Below are 18061 nucleotides of genomic sequence, written 5' to 3'. Positions count from 1 at the left end.
AACAACAGACGGAGGATGGGGGATCATCTCGTGATCCCAAGGCGACATGCACAAACGCATCGACCTCATAGATCTGGCGGGTATACCGGAGGTTCAACGTGACTACGTCGGACACCTCAACAAGCTGTGCGACACGCTTGGGGTTGAGCATGCAACCTATTTCGCGGCCAATCCGATCTCTGGGAAAATGCATGGGTTCACCACCTATCCCGACGATTGGAAATCGCATTACGTCGCGCATCGCCTTCAGGAATACGACCCGACCCTGAATTCGGCCTCCCGGTCTGTTGCCCCGGTTGACTGGCGGCGCCTGACCAGCGACCCGGAGTACGATCGCGTCTTCAAGGACGCGCATGATTTCAAGCTGCCCTCACAGGGCGTCACCGTACCAATTCGGGGCATGTTCGGCGAAATCGGGCTGCTGTGCGCCTGTAGCTCGGTGCCCCAGGCCGAATGGATCAAGCTCAAACGTGACATCCTGGGCAGCCTTCTCAACAATGCCGTGCACCTGCACGACACGGTGATGAACTCTGACCCGCTCTTAAAAACGCTGCGCCAGCCAAAACTCTCGTCTCGGGAAATCGAGATTTTGCAATGGGTCGCAGCGGGCAAGTCCCAGCAGGACATTGGCGATATTCTGATGATATCGTCGCGCACGGTAGAGGTTCACATGCGCTCGACGCGCGAAAAGCTCTGCACGATCAGCACGGCACAGGCCGTCGGACGCGCCGTGAGCCTTGGATTGATCCAACCCGGTTGATTTCAACGCCCCGTTGTGGCAGACGTTGGCCGGTGGTGCCGCATCAGGCGTGAATGAACGAATTCGTGAACGCGGTCGCACTACGGGATTTCCCTAATATTCTTTGGATCAGTTTTCGCTATCGTAATCCCCACACCACTCACATTGGGGAATAAATACCATGATCCTTGTAATCGACGCTTTGAACCGAGACCGGTTCCAGTCTGTCATCGACGATATGTTTCAACTACGGGCCCGTGTCTTTAAAGATCGCATGGGCTGGGATGTGTCTGTCGAGGATGGTCGCGAATCCGATCTTTTCGACAATCTTGATCCGGTCTATCTCGTTGCCCTGAATGACGAATATGACGTGATCGGCTGCAACCGCATGCTGCAAACCACCGGTCCGCATATGCTCACGGACGTGTTTCAGGACATCCTGTGTGGCGAGCCGTCCCTGCGTAGCGCCACGATCTGGGAAAACACCCGCTTTTGCATCGACACCGAGCGCCTGAAACACCCTGATTCCACGCGCAGCGTGTCCTCTACCGCCTGCGAACTGATGGCGGGTATTGCCGAATATGCCTATGATTCTGGCATCACCGATGTAATCAGCGTCGTGGACCCGGCTATGGATCGCATTCTCAAACGCTGTGATAATGCGCCCTATGGCTATCTCGGGAAAACCGTTCAGATGGGCAAGACAAAGGCGCTTGCCGCGCTCAGCGACATCACCGAAGAGCGGATTGCGCGTATTCGCAATTTCGCCGGAATTACCGGAAATATCTTCGCTGATGAAGACGAAGTTGCAGAAGCACTCGCCGCGCGTACCGCTGAAGAAATGATGTCGCCGGACCTGCGTGATTATTGCGACGAGCAGATCGCGGCCGCCACGACCGAACATGAAAAACGTGCCGCGCTGGCGCTTCGGGCCGCCCTTGCACAGACAAGTCGTTCTCGCTCGGATATACGCGCTTAATTCCCCAATGAAGCGCGTAATCCACAGGTAGAGCATACTCACGGCTCCACTCTGATGCGAAAGAACGCAAAAGGGCCGCCCCATCTCTCCCCGGGGCGGCCCTTCTTTTTTTCGTCCTACTGACGGAATTATTCGTCGTTCATCGCCTCGATGGCTTTTTCCAGATCGTCCTTGGAGATTTCCTTTTCGGAAACCTCGGCCAGCTCGACCACGAAATCAATCACCTTGTCCTCGAAGATCGGGGCGCGCATTTGCTGACGCATTTGCGGGTTTTTCTGAACGTATTCAAAGAATTCACGCTCGTGGCCCGGATACTGACGCGCCTGGTTCATCACCGCCTGGGTCATCTCGGCATCAGTCACTTCGACATTTGCCTTCTGACCAAGCTCGGCCAGAACAAGCCCAAGGCGCACGCGGCGCTCGGCGAGTTTGGAATGCTCGTCGCTGACCTCGATCTCGGGGTGATCATGGCCTTCAACCTCGGGGTTTTCCTCGTGCCAGAGCTGATGCGCGATCTGCTTGGCCTCGGTTTCGACCATCGTGGGCGGAAGCTCGAAGCTGATCTTTTCGTCCAGAACATCAAGCAGATGCCGCTTGAGGATGGCGCGCGAGGCACCGGCATATTCGGCCTCAAGGCGCTCGCTGATCTGGGCCTTGAGCCCGGCAAGATCCTCGGCCCCGTATTTCTTGGCCAGCTCATCGTCGATCTCGGCGGCAACCGGCTTGCGCACGGCTTTGATGGTGCAGTCAAACACCGCCTCTTTGCCGGCCAGATGCTCGGCCTGATATTCCTCGGGGAAGGTGACCGTAACGGCCTTTTCTTCTTCGGCCTTCACACCGACCAGCTGTTCCTCGAAACCGGGGATAAAGCTGTTCGAGCCGATCACCAGCGGGTAATCTTCGGCGCTTCCGCCTTCGAAGGCTTCGCCGTCAACCTTGCCGACAAAGTCGATCACTACCTGGTCACCGTCTTTCGATTTCACGCCGGCCTTGCGGTCTTTGAAGTCCTGCGCGCTTTCGGCCAGATTGGCCAGCGCCTCATCAACCGCCGCATCGTCGGCTTTCACCACCAGACGCTCAAGCTTGATGGTTTTCAGGTCCATTTCCGGGATCGGCGGCAGGGCTTCATAGCTCATCTCGACTTCGACGTCGTCGCCTTCTTTCCATTCCTGATTGGTCATTTTGACATCAGGTTCAAACGCCGGGCGCTCCTGTTTTTCTTCGAAATGCTTTTTCATGGCGTCATCGACGGTTTCTTGCATGGCTTCACCAAGCACACGATCGCCAAATTGCTTTTTCAAAAGTGCCAGCGGCACCTTGCCTTTGCGAAACCCTTTCATCTCGACATCGGGTTGGGCTTCTTTCAGCTTTTCCATTACCTTGTCGTCAAGATCTTTCGCCGACAGGGTCATCTTGTAGCTGCGCTTTAGGCCTTCGTTCAGGGTCTCGGTGACCTGCATTGTTCGTCCTCATCCATTGCAATCGGGCCGCGGAGGCGTCCGCAGCGGTCAAAATCAGGGCTCGTTCTAGGTGTGCGGCGCGGGGCTTGCAAGCAGAGTCTTGTCCGCGCGCCCCCGGAACCCGGTTTTGCGATGCGGATCGCGGAAACAAGGCCGCGCATCATCCAAAGCGGCGCGCGACAGAATGCCAGCCGTTTCAAATGGCGGCTTCAACTGTTCCCGATATTGCGCAGGATACCATCCGCGTTGATGATCGACTGTGCGATCTCCAGGGTGGTGGTGCGCTTGGACATCGCCTGTTTACGAATGACGCCGTAGGCCTCCTGGTCGTCGATGCCGTGATGACGCATCAGGATGAATTTCGCGTCGTTTATCTTTTGCAGATTGACCACACGGTCACGCATTTTGGCCAGATCCTTGCGAAACCGCAGCTGTTCGGCCCAGTAGCGTCGCGCCATCAGCATGCTGCCAAGGACGCCCGTCGCACGCACGGGCTTGGTCAGCATCGCATGCGCCCCGATCTCGAAGATCGACTCCAGCGTCGATGGGTTTTCATAGCCGATCAGGGCAATCACGGTGGGCGGCTCGCCCCCGGCGCTATTCAGAAAGCTCTTGATCCGGTCTACCGGCTGGTCTGTGACATCAATAAAGACCAGGTCGAATTTCTTTTGGAGTGTTACAGGGATCGGCCAGGCATTTTCACAATTGCATCCGATGCGGTTTACCTGTTGTAACAGATCATCCCCGCTGCGGTCACGTTGGTGGACAACAAGTGTGTTCAGATCCCTCAGATCCTGAATGAAATCACTCATATGTCATACCGGAAATTGCTTAACCTTCTGTGTCCTGAAGTTCCAATCGTGAATCTTCGGGTAGACCAAATAAGGATCGGGCTTGATCGCGCGCCGTAGTTTGTTTTCTATGATGAACTCTCCCTGTTCGTCCACCCGTGCTATGCGCGATTGCAGGTAGGTATGGTTGTTGTCCGGGTCGATCTTGATCTGGCCCTGGGGGGCGTCGAATGTGGCCCCCAACAGCGCCTCGTGCAGACGATCCGCGTCCATCTCGCCGACCTCTTCAAGAGCGGTGGCAAACAGGTGCATCTGGCTATAGGCCGCCTCACAGCAGCTGGTGACATCACGAACCGAGCCAAACTTGGCGTTGTAGGCTTTCAGAAACTTGCGATTGGCAGGCGAGCTTATGTTGCGAAAATAAGGCGCCGCGGTGATATGCCCAACGGCGGCCTCGGGTCCGATCGCTGCAATTTCGGCCTCGTTGGTGGTCAGACTGGCAATCGGGCATATGCGCCCATCCCCCCCGGCTGCATGATAGGCGCGGTAGAAATCAATGCACATCTGGCCAACAACGGTAGAAAAGATCGCATCGGGCTTCATCTCGACAATCTCGCGGGCCACCTCGGCGAACCCCTCTTCGTCCACGTCGAAGCCATAATAACGCTCTCCAATAACCTCGCCACCGCCCTGACGCAGAACATTACGCATCACGCGATTGGATTCGCGTGGGTAAATGTAATCTGAGCCCACAAAGAAAATGCGCTTTCCGAAAGCACCCATCAGATAGTTGGCCAACGGCACGCTGTTCTGATTGGGGGTTGCGCCACCATAGATCACATTGGGCGAATATTCGAAGCCCTCATAAAGCGTGGGATAGAAGAAAAGCGCATTTCGCCGCTCGACCACCGGCAGCACCTCTTTGCGTGACGACGACATGTAACAGCCAAAAAGCGCGGTGATCTTATCGTCAACGATCAGCCGTTCGGCCATTTCTCCATAACACGACACAACAGAGTCGGGATTGTAACTGATCGGCTCGATAGAGCGGCCACGCACACCGCCGGCCGCATTGATTTCATCAATGGCCAAGAGAGTACCGTTGAGCTGTGACTGCTCAATAATCGAAGTCACGCCCGACGTCGAAAAAAGGACTCCGATTTTCCAGCTCTCTTGAATGCTCACCAAAGCTTTCCCTTTTCAAACATGAGTAAAAACAATCCGGTCGCCAATACGATCCGCAGCCAGCCTTACGGGTCCGGTCGCGTCGGGGTATCCGTCTTTTTCACTTGGCTCCAGCAGGAAGGTGGCCAAGGGGAATTCAAGATGCCGACGCATGGCCCGCCGCAACCCGCGTGCGCCAAAGCGTTTATCATATCCCGTTTCGGAAAGTAAATCTCGGACTGCATGATTGATGGTAACGACAACACCATGCCGTCGCAATCTTCGGTTGAGCCGTTCGAGTTCGACATCGACAAGACTGGGGATCGTGTCGCGGTCGATCCAGTTGAACGTATCCACATGGTCAATGCGGTTGACGAATTCGGGTGGAAACCGTTCCAGCAGGCATTTCATGACGATGTCATGCGCCCGCGTGCGGCGGTCCTTGACCTTGCCTGTCAACTTGGACAACAGACCACCCCGCTTATCGTCAAGCGCCATCAACTCGCGCGCGCCCAAGTTGGATGACATGAAAATGATGGCATTGCGGAACGAATAGGTCCGTTCGCCCGAGGCGACCGTGAGCAAACCGTTGTCAAACACGTTGAGCAGAGCCAGAACCACTTCGTTACTGGCTTTTTCCAGTTCGTCGAACAAAACGATGCCCGGCAGGTTGCGCGTCCCTTCGATCTTTTCCTGATCGAGGATCGTGGTCCCCTCCTTTGATCCGACATAGCCTGGCGGCGCGCCGGTAAATGAGGCGGCGTAATGTTCCTGCGCCAGAGTATTCATATCAATTCGGCACATGGCATCGGCATCGCCATAAAGCGCGCGTGCGACCGTGCGCACGGTTTCCGTCTTGCCAACCCCCGTGGGGCCGCAAAAAAGCAGCGATGCAAGTGGCTTGCGCGGATCGCCGATATCGGCGCGCACAACCTTGAGAATATCGAGAACCTCGTCGATGGCGCTGTCCTGACCGATGATCGAGCTGCGCAATTCCCGCTCGACAACCGCCATGTCGAATGAAAACCGTGAATTCAGAAAACTGGCCGTCGTCGCCCCGTTTGTATGTCTGATGTCACGCGTGTTCTCATCGGCAAGGGCGCTTTTGAGTTGCTGATCTCGTTGCACGGCTTGCAAACGGTCTGTCATGAATGGCATCTGCGCGATCCTTTTGTCCTGTAGTCTTGCCTATACGGCGCGGCACTCGTTGGCACCGCGCCGTCCAGCGAAAGCCGTCAGCCGGCCTCTTTTTCCTTGGCCCCTGTCGGCAGGCTGCCGACGGGACATTGCGCAACGCCGACCGTATCGCGGGTAAACGCCTGTACATCCTCTCGGGTTTTCTCGGCATCGTTCACCCAGTTGCGATAAAACTCGAACGGGCAGTCCGCCACACCCTTGTCTCCGTCGCCCGAGTTGTGCATTCCGGTATATCCGCGATGCAACAGCTTGAAGAGATGGTTCTGCGACTGATCATTCTGACGCGCGTCGCGAATTTGAGAGACCGAAAGCTGAGCATACTGAACGCCCATTTCCTCGGTTCCACATTCGCCCAGGGTGCGCCCGTCAAAGCCGATGAGCGAGGAATGGCCAAAATAGCTATAGACCCCGTCGAAGCCGGACGCGTTGGCAACCGCAACATAGCAGTTGTTCGCCCAGGCCATGCACTTGGCCATTGTGATCTGCTGTTCCTTGGCTGGATACATGTAGCCCTGGCACCGCACGATCAGCTCGGCACCGCGCATCGCGCAATCCCGCCAGATTTCGGGGTAATTACCATCATCACAGATGATAAGGCTGATTTTCATCCCCTTGGGGCCGACGGCCACATGGGTGCTGTCGCCGGGATACCACCCCTCGATCGGACACCAGGGCAGGATCTTGCGATAGGTCTGTACGATCTCGCCCTTGTTGTTCATCAGGATAAGGGTGTTGTAGGGCGCCTTTTTGGGATGCTCTTCGTGACGTTCGCCAGTCAGCGAAAAGACCCCCCAGACATTGGCCTTGCGGCAGGCGCGGGCAAAGACCTCGGTCTCGTCGCCCGGGATGCTGACGGCCGTCTCCATCATCTCGTCGGGGTCATACATGATGCCCTGAAGGCTATATTCGGGGAACACAACCAGGTCCATGCCCGGCAGACCCTGCTTCATGCCGATGATCATGTCGGAAATCTTCTCTGCGTTCTCCATCACCTCTGCCTTGGTGTGCAAACGCGGCATCTTGTAGTTTACGACCGCAACGCCGACTGTATCGTCGCTGCTCGAAATATCTCCATGTCTCATGTCTTGTCCTTTCCTGTTGACGGGGTTGATTGCGGTAAGTGGGCCTGCGTTCTCAGAACGTCAGGTGTTCCTCCACGACGGAGTCTGTCAGCTCGGCCGAGGTGCCGTTGAGAACAACACGTCCCTTGTCGAGCACGAGAAAGCGGTCGGATGCGGCACGCGCGAAGGGCACGTTCTGTTCGACCAGAATGACGCCAAGGCCACGTTCTCGATTGAGCTGTATGATTGCATCCTCGATCTGCTTGACGATGTTTGGCTGGATACCCTCGGTGGGTTCGTCCAGGATCAGGATCTTGGGATCCATGGCCAGAGCGCGCGCGATGGCCAGTTGTTGTTGTTGCCCGCCCGACAGATCGCCACCCCGGCGCGAGATGAACTCGCGCAGGATCGGAAACATGTCGAACAGATAGTCGGGAATGTCGCGCTTGCCGTCCGGTCGGGCGAATGTCCCCATCAGAATATTCTCGCGCACGGTAAAGCGGGGAATGATCTCGCGCCCCTGCGGGATATAGGCGATGCCTTTTAATGAGCGCTGCGGGGTGCTGCATTTCAACAGGTCGGTTTCGCCGAATTTCAGATCCCCCTCGCACCGGTCGGTCAGGCCCATGATGCTCTTGAGCAGGGTCGTTTTACCCACGCCGTTGCGCCCAAGCACCGACAGGAATTCACCCGGTTTAAGGTCAAACGACACCCCCTGAAGAACCGGGCTTTTGCCGTAGAATGAGTAAAGATTGGTCGCGGTCAGATTTTCCATCAATCAGTGTCCCAGATATGCGGTCTTGACCGCCTCGTTCGCCTCGATTTCCTGAATCGTGCCTTCTGCCAGTTTGGACCCCTGGTTCATGACGATGATCCGATCCGCCACCGTGCGGACGAAGGACATGTCGTGCTCAACCACGATCAGGGTATGATTTGCGCTAAGAGACCGGAAAATCCGGGCCGTGCGTTCCGTCTCCTGGATGGTCATGCCGGCCGTCGGCTCATCCATCAGGATAAGGCGGCTGTCCTGCGCAATCAGCATGGCGATTTCCAACCACTGCGTTTCGCCATGCGACAGATTGCCGGCCGGTTCGCCCATCTTGTCTTGCAGCCCGACAAGGTCGAGTATGTCCTGCATTTTCGAGCTGCGCCGGATCGCCGGATGGGTCAAAGCGTGCCAGATTCCGGGTTTCATCGAGCGCGCGACCGACAGGTTTTCGGCCACGGTCAGCTCTTTGTAGACGGACGGCACCTGAAACTTGCGGCCAATGCCGAGGCGCGCCCGCTGGAATTCCAACATCCGGGAAATCTCGGTATCCTGAAACCGGATCGAGCCGCCGGTCGGCTGCGTTTTGCCGCAGATCAGGTCCAGCGTCGTCGACTTTCCGGCGCCGTTGGGCCCCAGCAGGCAAAGTATTTCGCCCTGCGCGACATCGAAGTCCATGCCGTCCACCGCGCGCAGGCCACCGAACGTCACCTGCAAATCTCTGACTTGAAGCTGTGACATGCTCAACTCTCCTGCTTTGGATTGAGGGGGGTGTCGAAAGGCAGGGCCTCTTTGGTCGAGGCGGGTTTGCGTCGCAAAGCGCGCCCCGCATCGACGAGCAGGCCGTAAATGCCGCGCGGCATGAACATGACTACCACTAGGAACATCACGCCGAGGATCATGTGCCAGCCTTCGACGAAAACGTCTGACAGGCGCCCTTCGGCCAGGTTCACGAGGATCGCCCCGACAGCGGCAGCGAGAACGGATTCCCGCCCGCCGACGGCGCACCAGATGACGATGGCAAGGCTGAACGATACGCTCATGTAGGTGGGCGATGCGAATTCCAGCACCAACGCATAGAGCATCCCCGCCCATCCGGCGAGCCCCGCCGATATGCAGAAAATGACCGTCTGATAGTTGGCGACGTTATAGCCGAAATACCGCGTACGCTCGGCATCCTCACGGATGGCGCGCAGGACCAGCCCGAATTTGCTATGCGTGAGGTAGAGGCCGAATATCAGGGCCGCCATAAGGCACCCGCCGACCATGTAGTAGAAAGACACGCTGTAGATATCAATCTTCCAGCCGAAGAGAACCAGCTGCGCCAGCCCGGTCAGCCCGTTCTGACCGCCGGTCAATCCCTGTTGCTCGATCACCAGCAACTGGAACGCCACGAGAAAAGCCAGAGTGATGATGGCCACGAAGACCCCGGCGATGCGTGCGCGGAACATGAAGATCGCGATCAGCCCGCCCACCGCCGCCGGAATCAGAAGCCCGGCCAGCAAGGTAAAGGTCAGCGATTGAAACGGGCCCCAGATCAAAGGCAGCGTTTCGACGTTGTTCCAGCCCATGAAATCCGGCAGGCCGTCGCCGCTGGCCTTGAGTTTGAGGTGCATCGCCATGGCATAAGAGCCCATGCCGAAGGTCGCCGCCTGCCCCAGGTTCAACAGGCCCGTCGTGCCCCACGACAGCGCCAGCGCCATCGACACGATGGCAAGGCTAAGGTAGCGCGAAAAGGTGTTCAACTCGAAGCCGTCATAGCTGAACAGGGCCGGCACACCGAACAGGATCACCCCGGCAAAGAGGGTCAGCCCGATAATGTCATATGATAGTTTGGTGTTCATCCGCTCGCTCCTCAGTGGCGTATATCGGAAGGGAAAAGACCGCGCGGACGGAACCGGATCAGCAGGATAATCCCGGCCAGAACAGCGATCCGCCCAAGCGTGTCGTTGATCACGATCGAGAACAGTGCCGTGACCTCACCGATCAGCAACGCGGCTGCGGCTGTGCCCATCAGGCTGCCCAGACCACCAACGATCACCACCAGGAAAGCATCCACCACCAGCCCCGTGCCCATCGTCGGGATCGTGCTGAAAAGTGGCGTGATAAGTGCGCCCGCGATGCCCGCCAGCCCCGCGCCATAGGCGAAGGTGACGGAATAGACATTCTTGGCCTCAATCCCGTAGCATTCTGAAATGCCGCGATTTTGAATAACCGCGCGTAGCTTCATCCCGAATTCGGTCCGGGTCATCAGCAGCCATGTGGCCCCAAGGACCATGATCGAGAAGGCGATCACGAAAAGACGGTAGTTGGACATCACCAGAGCGCCAATCTCGATATTGCCCGACAGCCAATGCGGCCCGCTCACGAACCGCGAGTCCGCCCCCACGCCAAGCCGGACGGCCTGTTGCAGGATGATCCCAATGCCCCAGGTCGCCAGAATTGTGTCGAGCGGCCGGGTATAGAGGCGTTGCACGATGACTTTCTCTATGATCCAGCCGACCGCAGCGACGGCGACAAAGACCAGCGGCAGCGCGGTGACAACGCCAAGCCCGGCATAGGTCTGAAGCGCCCAGGTTGCATAGGCCCCGAGCATCACGAATTCGCCATGCGCCAGGTTGATGACGCCCATCGTGCCGTAAATAATGGCCAGACCTAGCGCGATGATCAGCAGGATCGACGCGATGCTTAGCCCGGCAAAGGCCTGATTAAAGACTACGTCCATCGGACAGCCCCTCCGTTGGTCCGGCTCGATCTGCGAGCCGGACGCTGTTGGTTTTTCAGATTTCAGATGCAGAGTGGTCGGCGGTCAGGACTTGACCAGCCCATCACCAGTACAGTCCTGCCCCGGATAGGCCGCATAAGGCTTTGGTGTGATCCGCCCTTCGGATTGCAGAATGACCTTGGCCTGCCCATCAGATTGCCACTGGCCGACCTTGGGCCACAGATGGGTGTGCAGGTTCGGATCAATAAGAATTTCGCCCTGCGGGGCCATCATCGACATGCCTACCGCCGCATCGCGGATCGCGGTCGGACTAAGGTTGGCCGGGTCGAGCTTTTCAAGCGCGGCCTTGAACTGATAGATTTGGAAATAGGCCGCCTCGCTGACGAAGTGGGTCACGCTGTCGGCCCCATACCGCGATTTATAGTTCTCGACGAACCGCTGGTTTTCGGGCGTGTCGTTGCTCATGAAATACGGCGCCGAAGAAAAGTGGCCTGCGGCGGCATCGCCGCCGATCGCCTTCACCTCGACCTCGGAGCGGGTCAGGCTACAGACCGGCATCTTTTCAGGATCGAGTTCCGCCGCGCGATATTGACGCGCAAAGGCCACGTCAGAGTCGCCCACGAGCGTGGAGAAAATCACATCCGGCTCTTGCGCACGGATACGGTTGATCACCGAACTGAAATCCGAATGACCCAGCGGCACATATTCCTCATGTAAGACTTCGCCGCCCAGCTCGTTCAGAAGGATGCGGCAATAGTTGTTTTCTTCTTTTGGATATACGTAGTTGTTGCCGATCATATAAATCCGCTTGCCGAAATTCTCGACCAGCCACGGCAGCAGAATATCTTGCTGTTGGTTGGGCACCGCACCGCCATACATCACGTTGCGCGAGCATTCGCGCCCTTCATAGAGCGTGGGATACCAGTAAAGGTTTTCGCGTTGCTCGGTAACCGGCAGTACCGCCTGACGGCTGGCCGAGGTATAGGATCCAAACACGCTGACGCATTTGTCGCGTATCATCAGACGCCGCGCGCGGTCGGAATATGTCGCCGGATCCGAAGCTGGATCTTCAATGATCGCGCGCAACTGTTTGCCATGGACACCGCCGGCCGCGTTGATCTCGTCAATCGCCATCAGGGCTGCATCGTGCAGAGTATGCTCCACCACGGCCACGGCCCCGGTAAGTGAGAACAGCAGCCCCACCGGAATGTCATCACCCGCCGCATATGCGCGACCGGCACCACTTAACAGGGCCGGCACGGACAACCCACCGGCCAGCCCCATTGTGCCGAAGGCGCCGGCATGCCCCAGAAATTCTCGTCTCTTCATTTTCATTCTCCCTGTTTTTTGATGAGCACGTCATTTTTGAACGCAAAAAAAATAGCTCCCAATCACAGTCGGAACTGCGATTGAGAGCTATTTTGCTCTTATAAATTTCGAACTCGCATTTGAGCTCCATATAATCCTTCACGGAGAATAAAATTATTGCAAGATAATTTTTTCATTTCAGAACAGTGAGTTATAAAATTTCTCATACCAGCCCAACCAAAAACACCCAAAGTCTTACCCCGAAAACCTTATGCCTGAGCAGCCCAGGATTGACGCGATGTGCCGAGGCCTCTGCGCATGTGCTGTCGACCCGCCCCTTTTGCTACAGGCCTCTGGGAAACAGGCATGACCCTGGAGGATAATGACCGCAGGTTGGGGCGGAATTCTTTGCTATTGTCAAAGCGACCGCGCTGCGGCCATTCTAAAATCAGGCAACGGGCTTTGCCTGGTAAATGAATTTGCTGAAAGACCGTCATTTTGTCTCAAACTGCGCATTGGAGTGATCTCTGGAAGCAGGCTATTGCCCCTGACGAGCCGCATAAATTGCAACGCAGGCTTGCCTGGGACAACCTGACAGAGGACGAATTTGAAACGTGGCTGCAAGGGATTTCCACCTCGCGCGACGATGAACCCATTGGCTGGCAGCAGGCCTTGCAGGAGTGTTCCGAAGCGCTCAGATCGTCGTGGGACATGCCATTGCTTCCGGTCGAACATGGTATGGATCGCCCCTTCGTGGATCTTTGGTGGCCAATCCGCTGTCGCGCTGTAGCGCATCTTGAGGATGCGTTTCGATCAGGCACCGGACGCCTTGAAGTCGCCCCCCTGGCCTTTGGCCAGCTTGCCGACGCCCTGCTTGACCGCCTCTGTTCGATCGCAGATCAGGTGTTGTGGGATAGTTTCAGCGCTGACCGCGGTGCCGGTGCGATGTTGATGGCACATCTCGGTGCCGCAGAGGATGCATCCCGTGCCCTCGCGCGTGACCACTATGAGGCTTTCATCCGGCGACATCGGCGCGATGGGCTGACGGAACTGTTGGCCGAATTTCCCGTGCTCGGCCGGTTTGTCGGCACGGCCTATGCCCTTTGGTTTCAGGGGTGCATCGAAATGCTTCAGAGGATCTGCGCCGACCGCGCCGTTCTGAACGCGAAATTCGCGGTCCCGACCGACCTGCCGCTCAGCGCTGTGAAACAAGGGCTGAGCGATCCGCACAATGGCGGGCGGGCGGTGGCCGTTCTGAGCTTTGCCGCGCCGGATGCGGCGCCAGTCAATCTGGTTTACAAGCCCAAGGATATGGGGGTGGATGCCGCCTATCAGGCGGTGTTGTGCGATCTCAATGCCAATAGCGACCTCGCGCCGCTGCGCACGCTCGTCATTCATACCGGCGATGGCTATGGATACATGGAATATGTCCCGCATCGCTTCTGCGCCGATAACGACGAGCTTGATCGCTTCTATACGAACGCAGGACGGCTGACCGCCCTGTTGCATCTTCTTGGATGCACGGATTGTCACTATGAAAACCTGATTGCCTGTGGCGATCAGTTGCTTTTGATTGATACCGAAACACTGCTGGAAGCGGAGCTTCCCGATCATATCGGCGCGGCGTCCTCTCACCCCGAGGCCGCCATCCCATCGGACCTCTGGAAGCGGTTTGACGGCTCGGTACTGCGGTCCGGTTTGATGCCGCAATGGATGTTCGTCGGTGGCGCGCGCCAGCCAATGGACATCAGTGCCCTGGGCATCGCGCCGCCCGACAAGGCTGAAAAACTCGCTGACGGCTGGCTGGGGTTAAACACTGACGGGATGCTGCCCGGTCGCGTCCCTCGCCTTGCCGAGGTTCCCACCAGCCTCCCGGTGGGTGTCGGTCAATCCAACCCCTTCAGTCGGCATCTGGATGCTTTCACCGGCGGTTTTTCGACCCAATGCCATGCCCTGAGCGGTCTGCGAGAGCGTTGGTTGGCAACCGATGGGGTGCTATCCCTTTTCGCGGACTTGCCCCGCCGGATCGTGTTGCGCGCGACACGGGTTTATTTTGCCATCCAGCGCCAACAGCTGGAGCCTGCGGCCCTGCGGTCTTCCTGCGCACAGGCCATGAAACTCGAACAACTGGCGCGCAGTTTTCTGCTGGCGGAAACCAGGCCCCTGCACTGGCCTGTTTTTGCGGCAGAGGTGCAGCAAATGCAGCAGCTCGATATTCCTTTTTTCACCCATAAAATCGATGGGCATGCCCTGACACTCGGCGCCACGGGGCAAAGTCTTCCCGGCTTTATTCGGACAAGCGGCCTGAGAGCCGCCTGTGACCGTCTGCTAAACCTGGATGCGGCTGAGATTGAATTTCAACTCCGCCTGATCCGTGGAACCGTAGAGGCGCATCAGGGGCGGTCACAAACAGAGGCCGCAGCCGGTCCAGAACACGTCGATGACCCGCTTCTGGCGTCAAAGGCATCTTTCCAGGACGCCCGGGAACCTGTCAGACGGATTGCCGAGAGGCTTATGGAGTTGTCGATCCGCGACCCGCGCGGAGATGTGGAATGGCTTGGACTGGATCTGGGAATCGATGGCAAAAGCTTTTCCTATCGCCCCGTGGGCCCTTCGCTCTACAGCGGGTCAATCGGTGTCGCCTGCTTGCTGCATACGCTCCGGGCGCAGTCGGTCCCGGTGGCCAACGCAGACACCGTTTCGGCAGCCATCCTGAAACCGCTGCGTGATCTGGTTGATCAGTCAACCGCAGATGGCCAGAGACGTTGGTGGCGGGATCAGCCGCTTGGGTTGGGCGGTTGTGGTGGTATCCTGCTGGCTCTGGTGCAGCTTGGAGAACAGCGGATTGCACAAAGGCTGCTCGCGGCGGCCCTGCCGAAATATATCGAGGCAGACCGGCAACTGGATGTGATCGGCGGATGCGCGGGCTTAATCGGACCGCTGTTGACACTTGGCACCGAGCAGGCCGTTCAGATGGCAATCCTGGCTGGTGATCAGTTGATCGCGCGACAAAGCGGGCATGGCGCATGGAATTCACCGTCAAAGCACCCTCCGCTCCTGGGGTTTTCCCATGGCACCGCCGGATATAGCGCCGCTTTGGCACGGCTGCATTGCATGACGCAGGAGCCACGATTTCGTATCGCTGCCGCCAAAGCCCTGGCTTATGAAAGGGCGCATTTCAGCACGGAAAATGGCAATTGGCCTGACTTCCGATCGGTTCGCAAAGACGGCGATGCGCCGCATTTCATGGTGGGGTGGTGCCATGGCGCCCCTGGCGTCGCTCTGGGGCGCGCCTGCTTGTGGGGCACTGCGCTTTGGGATGAACACTGTGCGGAGGAGATCGCGATTGCCTTGAAGACCACAGTGGAAAAGCGATCCCTGCGTGCAGATCACCTTTGTTGTGGCACCTTGGGTCTGATGGTTGTTTTAGACGCCCTTGCAACTGGGCCCTGGCCGATCGAGCATGGCCTGCGGTCCCATTGCATCGAGATCGCAGCCGCGCATCGCCAATCGGCCTTACGGCGTTCGATGTCTGATCCTGTCGCCTTGAGGTGTTTTGATACCAATGACGGAAGTTTGACCTTGCCGGGTTTCTTCACCGGGTTGAGCGGAATGAGTCTGGCCCTGCTTGAGGACCGGCAATCCCGGGCTGCTGTTTCACAGCTCATCAGTGCAGGGCTTTGGCCTGATCTGTGACAGGTTTGTTCATAACTTGATCTGGCACCGAGGGCCAAGCGCGCCGCACCCGCGCGGTGCGGCAATCGTTACGCGCCACCTTTGATAGCGAACAGCCCCCGGTCATGCCCCGCAAGAACAGCACCCTGCGCGTGCAGGCGTTTCTGGCGTGTCAGCCGATTGTCACTCGCAGTCCTTGCACAAGCTGATCCCGGTCTTGACGGTGCCGGTACTCGCGCAGCAGCCTTCCAACTCCCATTCCGAAACCTCCATCTGTGCCTTTTTCACCAAATCATCAGCGGAAAAATCAAATCCCATCTGCTTTGCGGCAACGACCACAGAGTCAAGCGTGTCGGTCCCGACGAGGTTTTGCTTGAGGGCTGGATTTGCCTTTACGGCATCAATGAAAGAGCTGAGTTGATCTTGCGTTATTTGGGTCATTTTAAAGAGTCTCCATGAAATATAGGGCAATGATTACCACAATTCACGGTCAATGTCATCACTGGCGCCAACGCTGGTGGATCGCGCATTGCGCCGCAGTGCCCTCGCACCGGAACCAACCTCACGTCGCCAAAACAATAGGTCAACTGAAAATGGTGCGGGTGAAGGGACTCGAACCCCCACGCCAAAGGCGCCAGAACCTAAATCTGGTGCGTCTACCAATTCCGCCACACCCGCACTGGCGCGGTATCTAGCAAAGCCTTTCACCAGATGCGAGGGGAAAATGAGCCAGATGCATCAACTTGGTAAGGCAAAAAAAAGGCAGGACATTAACCCATTCTTGCCATATTATGGTGTCAAAACTGAGGCAGTAACAAAGCGAGAAACGCCATGAAACCGAAAACGGTCGGGCGCTCGGACGGCACAATTGCCGTCATGGCCCCCATGACTCCAGCTGGCCTTGCGGCCGATAGCATCATTCTCACACTCGATGGTGAAAAGCGCGTCGGCGATATTCGCCCCGGCGACCGGGTGATCACCCGCGATAGCGGCATGGCCGTGGTCAAGCGGGTCGATACGCGAACCATCACCACCCGCGCCGTGCGGATCAAGGCCGGATCACTTGGCCATACCCGGCCCGAGCGTGACGTGACCCTGCCGGCCGATCAACAGATCCTGGTGCGCGATTGGCGGGCCAAGGCGCTGTTCGGGGCGACCCAGGCGATGGTGCCTGCCGCGCGGCTGGTGGATGGCGAATTCGTCACCCTGATCGAGGAATGCGAGATGACGCTTTACACTCTCGGGTTTGATCGCACGCATGTGCTTTACGTGGATGGCCTCGAACTGGCCAGCGAAACACTGCGCCCTCTGGCAAAAGCCGCCTAGATATTCAGTCCCGGCATCTGATGGGTTGAACCGAGGTTGAATCTGTCCGGCTCTGTAACGTAGCGGCAGCTTGAATCGGATGCCCCTGCCGGTGAATACGGTATGGATCTTGTTTGGAACAGCACTGATCAGGGCTTCGAGGAAAGCCGTGGTCGTTCCGCGGGTCGCACCATCACTAGCCGGGATCAAACACCTGGCGGCGGCGATCAATCCTCGAACAACTCGTTCTGCCCCTCGGCGGTTTCCTCGGCGCTGTCTTCATCGCCCTCGCCCATTTGCGGCATAAGCCCCGGCGGCGGGCGGTTCTCCAAAAGCCCGGCCGCGCGCAGCTCTTTAAGCCCTGGCAGATCGCGCGCCGATTCAAGGCCGAAGTGATCGAGGAATTCCTGTGTCACCACAAAGGTCACCGGTCGCCCCGGCGTCATCTTGCGCCGTCCGAACCGGATCCATTCCATTTCAAGCAATTGATCGACCGTGCCCCGGCTCACCGAGACGCCGCGAATTTCCTCAATCTCGGCGCGGGTGACGGGTTGGTGATAGGCGATGATCGCCAATGTCTCGATCGCCGCGCGCGACAACTTGCGGGTCTCGACGGTTTCCCGGCTCATCAAGAACCCAAGATCTGGCGCCGTGCGCATCGCCCAGGCATCGCCGATCTTGACCACCCGCACGCCGCGCCCCTCGTAGCGTTTGCGCAGATAGACAAGCGCCTCGGCCGGGTCAGAGCCATGTGGCATCCTCGCCGCAAGCTCTTTGGTGGTCACCGGCACGGCACTGGCGAAAAGGATCGCTTCGACCATGCGCTCCTGTTCGGCAATCGGCGGGGCCTCGAACAGGCTTTCTTCTGTTTTTACATCATCTTGCGGCATG

Annotated in this window: 16 protein-coding genes and 1 tRNA gene; 4 read left to right on the top strand and 13 right to left on the bottom strand. The window is 57.8% G+C overall.

All coding sequences use genetic code 11. The features are described 5' to 3' along the window. Nucleotides 1-46: 46 nt before the first annotated feature. Nucleotides 47-760, top strand: coding sequence for a LuxR family transcriptional regulator (locus BMZ91_RS16175; protein ID WP_245736435.1), 714 nt, complete (start codon nt 47-49; stop codon nt 758-760). Between the two features lie 160 nt (nt 761-920). Beyond that, complete coding sequence (locus tag BMZ91_RS16170; RefSeq protein ID WP_092841108.1) at nt 921-1718, top strand: acyl-homoserine-lactone synthase; 798 nt, start codon at nt 921-923, stop codon at nt 1716-1718. Between the two features lie 128 nt (nt 1719-1846). Here the strand turns inward: BMZ91_RS16170 and tig are convergent, their stop codons facing one another. From tig to BMZ91_RS16120, 10 genes are all read right to left on the bottom strand, one after another. Continuing rightward, the gene (tig, locus tag BMZ91_RS16165) at nt 1847-3178 is read right to left on the bottom strand and encodes a trigger factor (protein WP_092841106.1); all 1332 of its coding nucleotides are present in this window, start codon (nt 3176-3178) and stop codon (nt 1847-1849) included. Between the two features lie 209 nt (nt 3179-3387). Beyond that, entirely contained in the window at nt 3388-3990 is a 603-nt protein-coding gene (locus BMZ91_RS16160; protein ID WP_092841104.1) for an ANTAR domain-containing response regulator, read from the bottom strand. A gap of 3 nt (nt 3991-3993) precedes the next feature. Beyond that, entirely contained in the window at nt 3994-5154 is a 1161-nt protein-coding gene (locus BMZ91_RS16155; protein WP_092841101.1) for a transporter substrate-binding domain-containing protein, read from the bottom strand. Nucleotides 5155-5169: 15 nt separating this feature from the next. Next, entirely contained in the window at nt 5170-6291 is a 1122-nt protein-coding gene (locus BMZ91_RS16150; protein WP_092841100.1) for an AAA family ATPase, read from the bottom strand. Nucleotides 6292-6368: 77 nt separating this feature from the next. After that, entirely contained in the window at nt 6369-7412 is a 1044-nt protein-coding gene (locus tag BMZ91_RS16145) for an aliphatic amidase (RefSeq protein ID WP_092841098.1), read from the bottom strand. 52 nt (nt 7413-7464) lie between these two features. Next, nucleotides 7465-8166 carry an urea ABC transporter ATP-binding subunit UrtE gene (gene urtE, locus BMZ91_RS16140; RefSeq protein WP_092841097.1) on the bottom strand — a complete coding sequence of 234 codons (702 nt, stop codon included), beginning with the start codon at nt 8164-8166 and terminating at the stop codon, nt 7465-7467. A gap of 3 nt (nt 8167-8169) precedes the next feature. Beyond that, nucleotides 8170-8898, bottom strand: coding sequence for an urea ABC transporter ATP-binding protein UrtD (gene urtD, locus BMZ91_RS16135; protein ID WP_143076367.1), 729 nt, complete (start codon nt 8896-8898; stop codon nt 8170-8172). A 2-nt stretch (nt 8899-8900) separates the two neighbouring features. After that, nucleotides 8901-10001, bottom strand: coding sequence for an urea ABC transporter permease subunit UrtC (gene urtC, locus BMZ91_RS16130; protein WP_092841095.1), 1101 nt, complete (start codon nt 9999-10001; stop codon nt 8901-8903). A gap of 11 nt (nt 10002-10012) precedes the next feature. Next, the gene (urtB, locus tag BMZ91_RS16125; protein WP_092841093.1) at nt 10013-10882 is read right to left on the bottom strand and encodes an urea ABC transporter permease subunit UrtB; all 870 of its coding nucleotides are present in this window, start codon (nt 10880-10882) and stop codon (nt 10013-10015) included. 84 nt (nt 10883-10966) lie between these two features. Beyond that, complete coding sequence (locus tag BMZ91_RS16120) at nt 10967-12211, bottom strand: transporter substrate-binding domain-containing protein (RefSeq protein WP_092841205.1); 1245 nt, start codon at nt 12209-12211, stop codon at nt 10967-10969. Nucleotides 12212-12688: 477 nt separating this feature from the next. On the opposite strand from BMZ91_RS16120, the gene BMZ91_RS16115 reads away from it, so the two are divergent. After that, entirely contained in the window at nt 12689-15886 is a 3198-nt protein-coding gene (locus BMZ91_RS16115) for a type 2 lanthipeptide synthetase LanM family protein (protein ID WP_092841091.1), read from the top strand. 162 nt (nt 15887-16048) lie between these two features. Here the strand turns inward: BMZ91_RS16115 and BMZ91_RS16110 are convergent, their stop codons facing one another. Beyond that, nucleotides 16049-16306 carry a Nif11-like leader peptide family RiPP precursor gene (locus BMZ91_RS16110; protein WP_092841089.1) on the bottom strand — a complete coding sequence of 86 codons (258 nt, stop codon included), beginning with the start codon at nt 16304-16306 and terminating at the stop codon, nt 16049-16051. A 153-nt stretch (nt 16307-16459) separates the two neighbouring features. Next, a tRNA-Leu gene (locus BMZ91_RS16105) sits at nt 16460-16543 on the bottom strand. 153 nt (nt 16544-16696) lie between these two features. Between BMZ91_RS16105 and BMZ91_RS16100 the strand changes: the two genes are divergently transcribed. After that, entirely contained in the window at nt 16697-17191 is a 495-nt protein-coding gene (locus tag BMZ91_RS16100; protein ID WP_092841087.1) for a Hint domain-containing protein, read from the top strand. A gap of 206 nt (nt 17192-17397) precedes the next feature. On the opposite strand, the gene scpB is transcribed toward BMZ91_RS16100, so the two are convergent. After that, nucleotides 17398-18060, bottom strand: a complete 663-nt coding sequence (gene scpB / locus BMZ91_RS16095; protein ID WP_092841085.1) for an SMC-Scp complex subunit ScpB — start codon at nt 18058-18060, stop codon at nt 17398-17400. Nucleotide 18061 lies beyond the last annotated feature (1 nt).

The sequence above is a fragment of the Roseovarius lutimaris genome, assembly GCF_900115165.1.
In the GTDB taxonomy this organism is placed as follows: domain Bacteria; phylum Pseudomonadota; class Alphaproteobacteria; order Rhodobacterales; family Rhodobacteraceae; genus Roseovarius; species Roseovarius lutimaris.
This window is presented reverse-complemented; position numbering and strand designations above follow the sequence as displayed.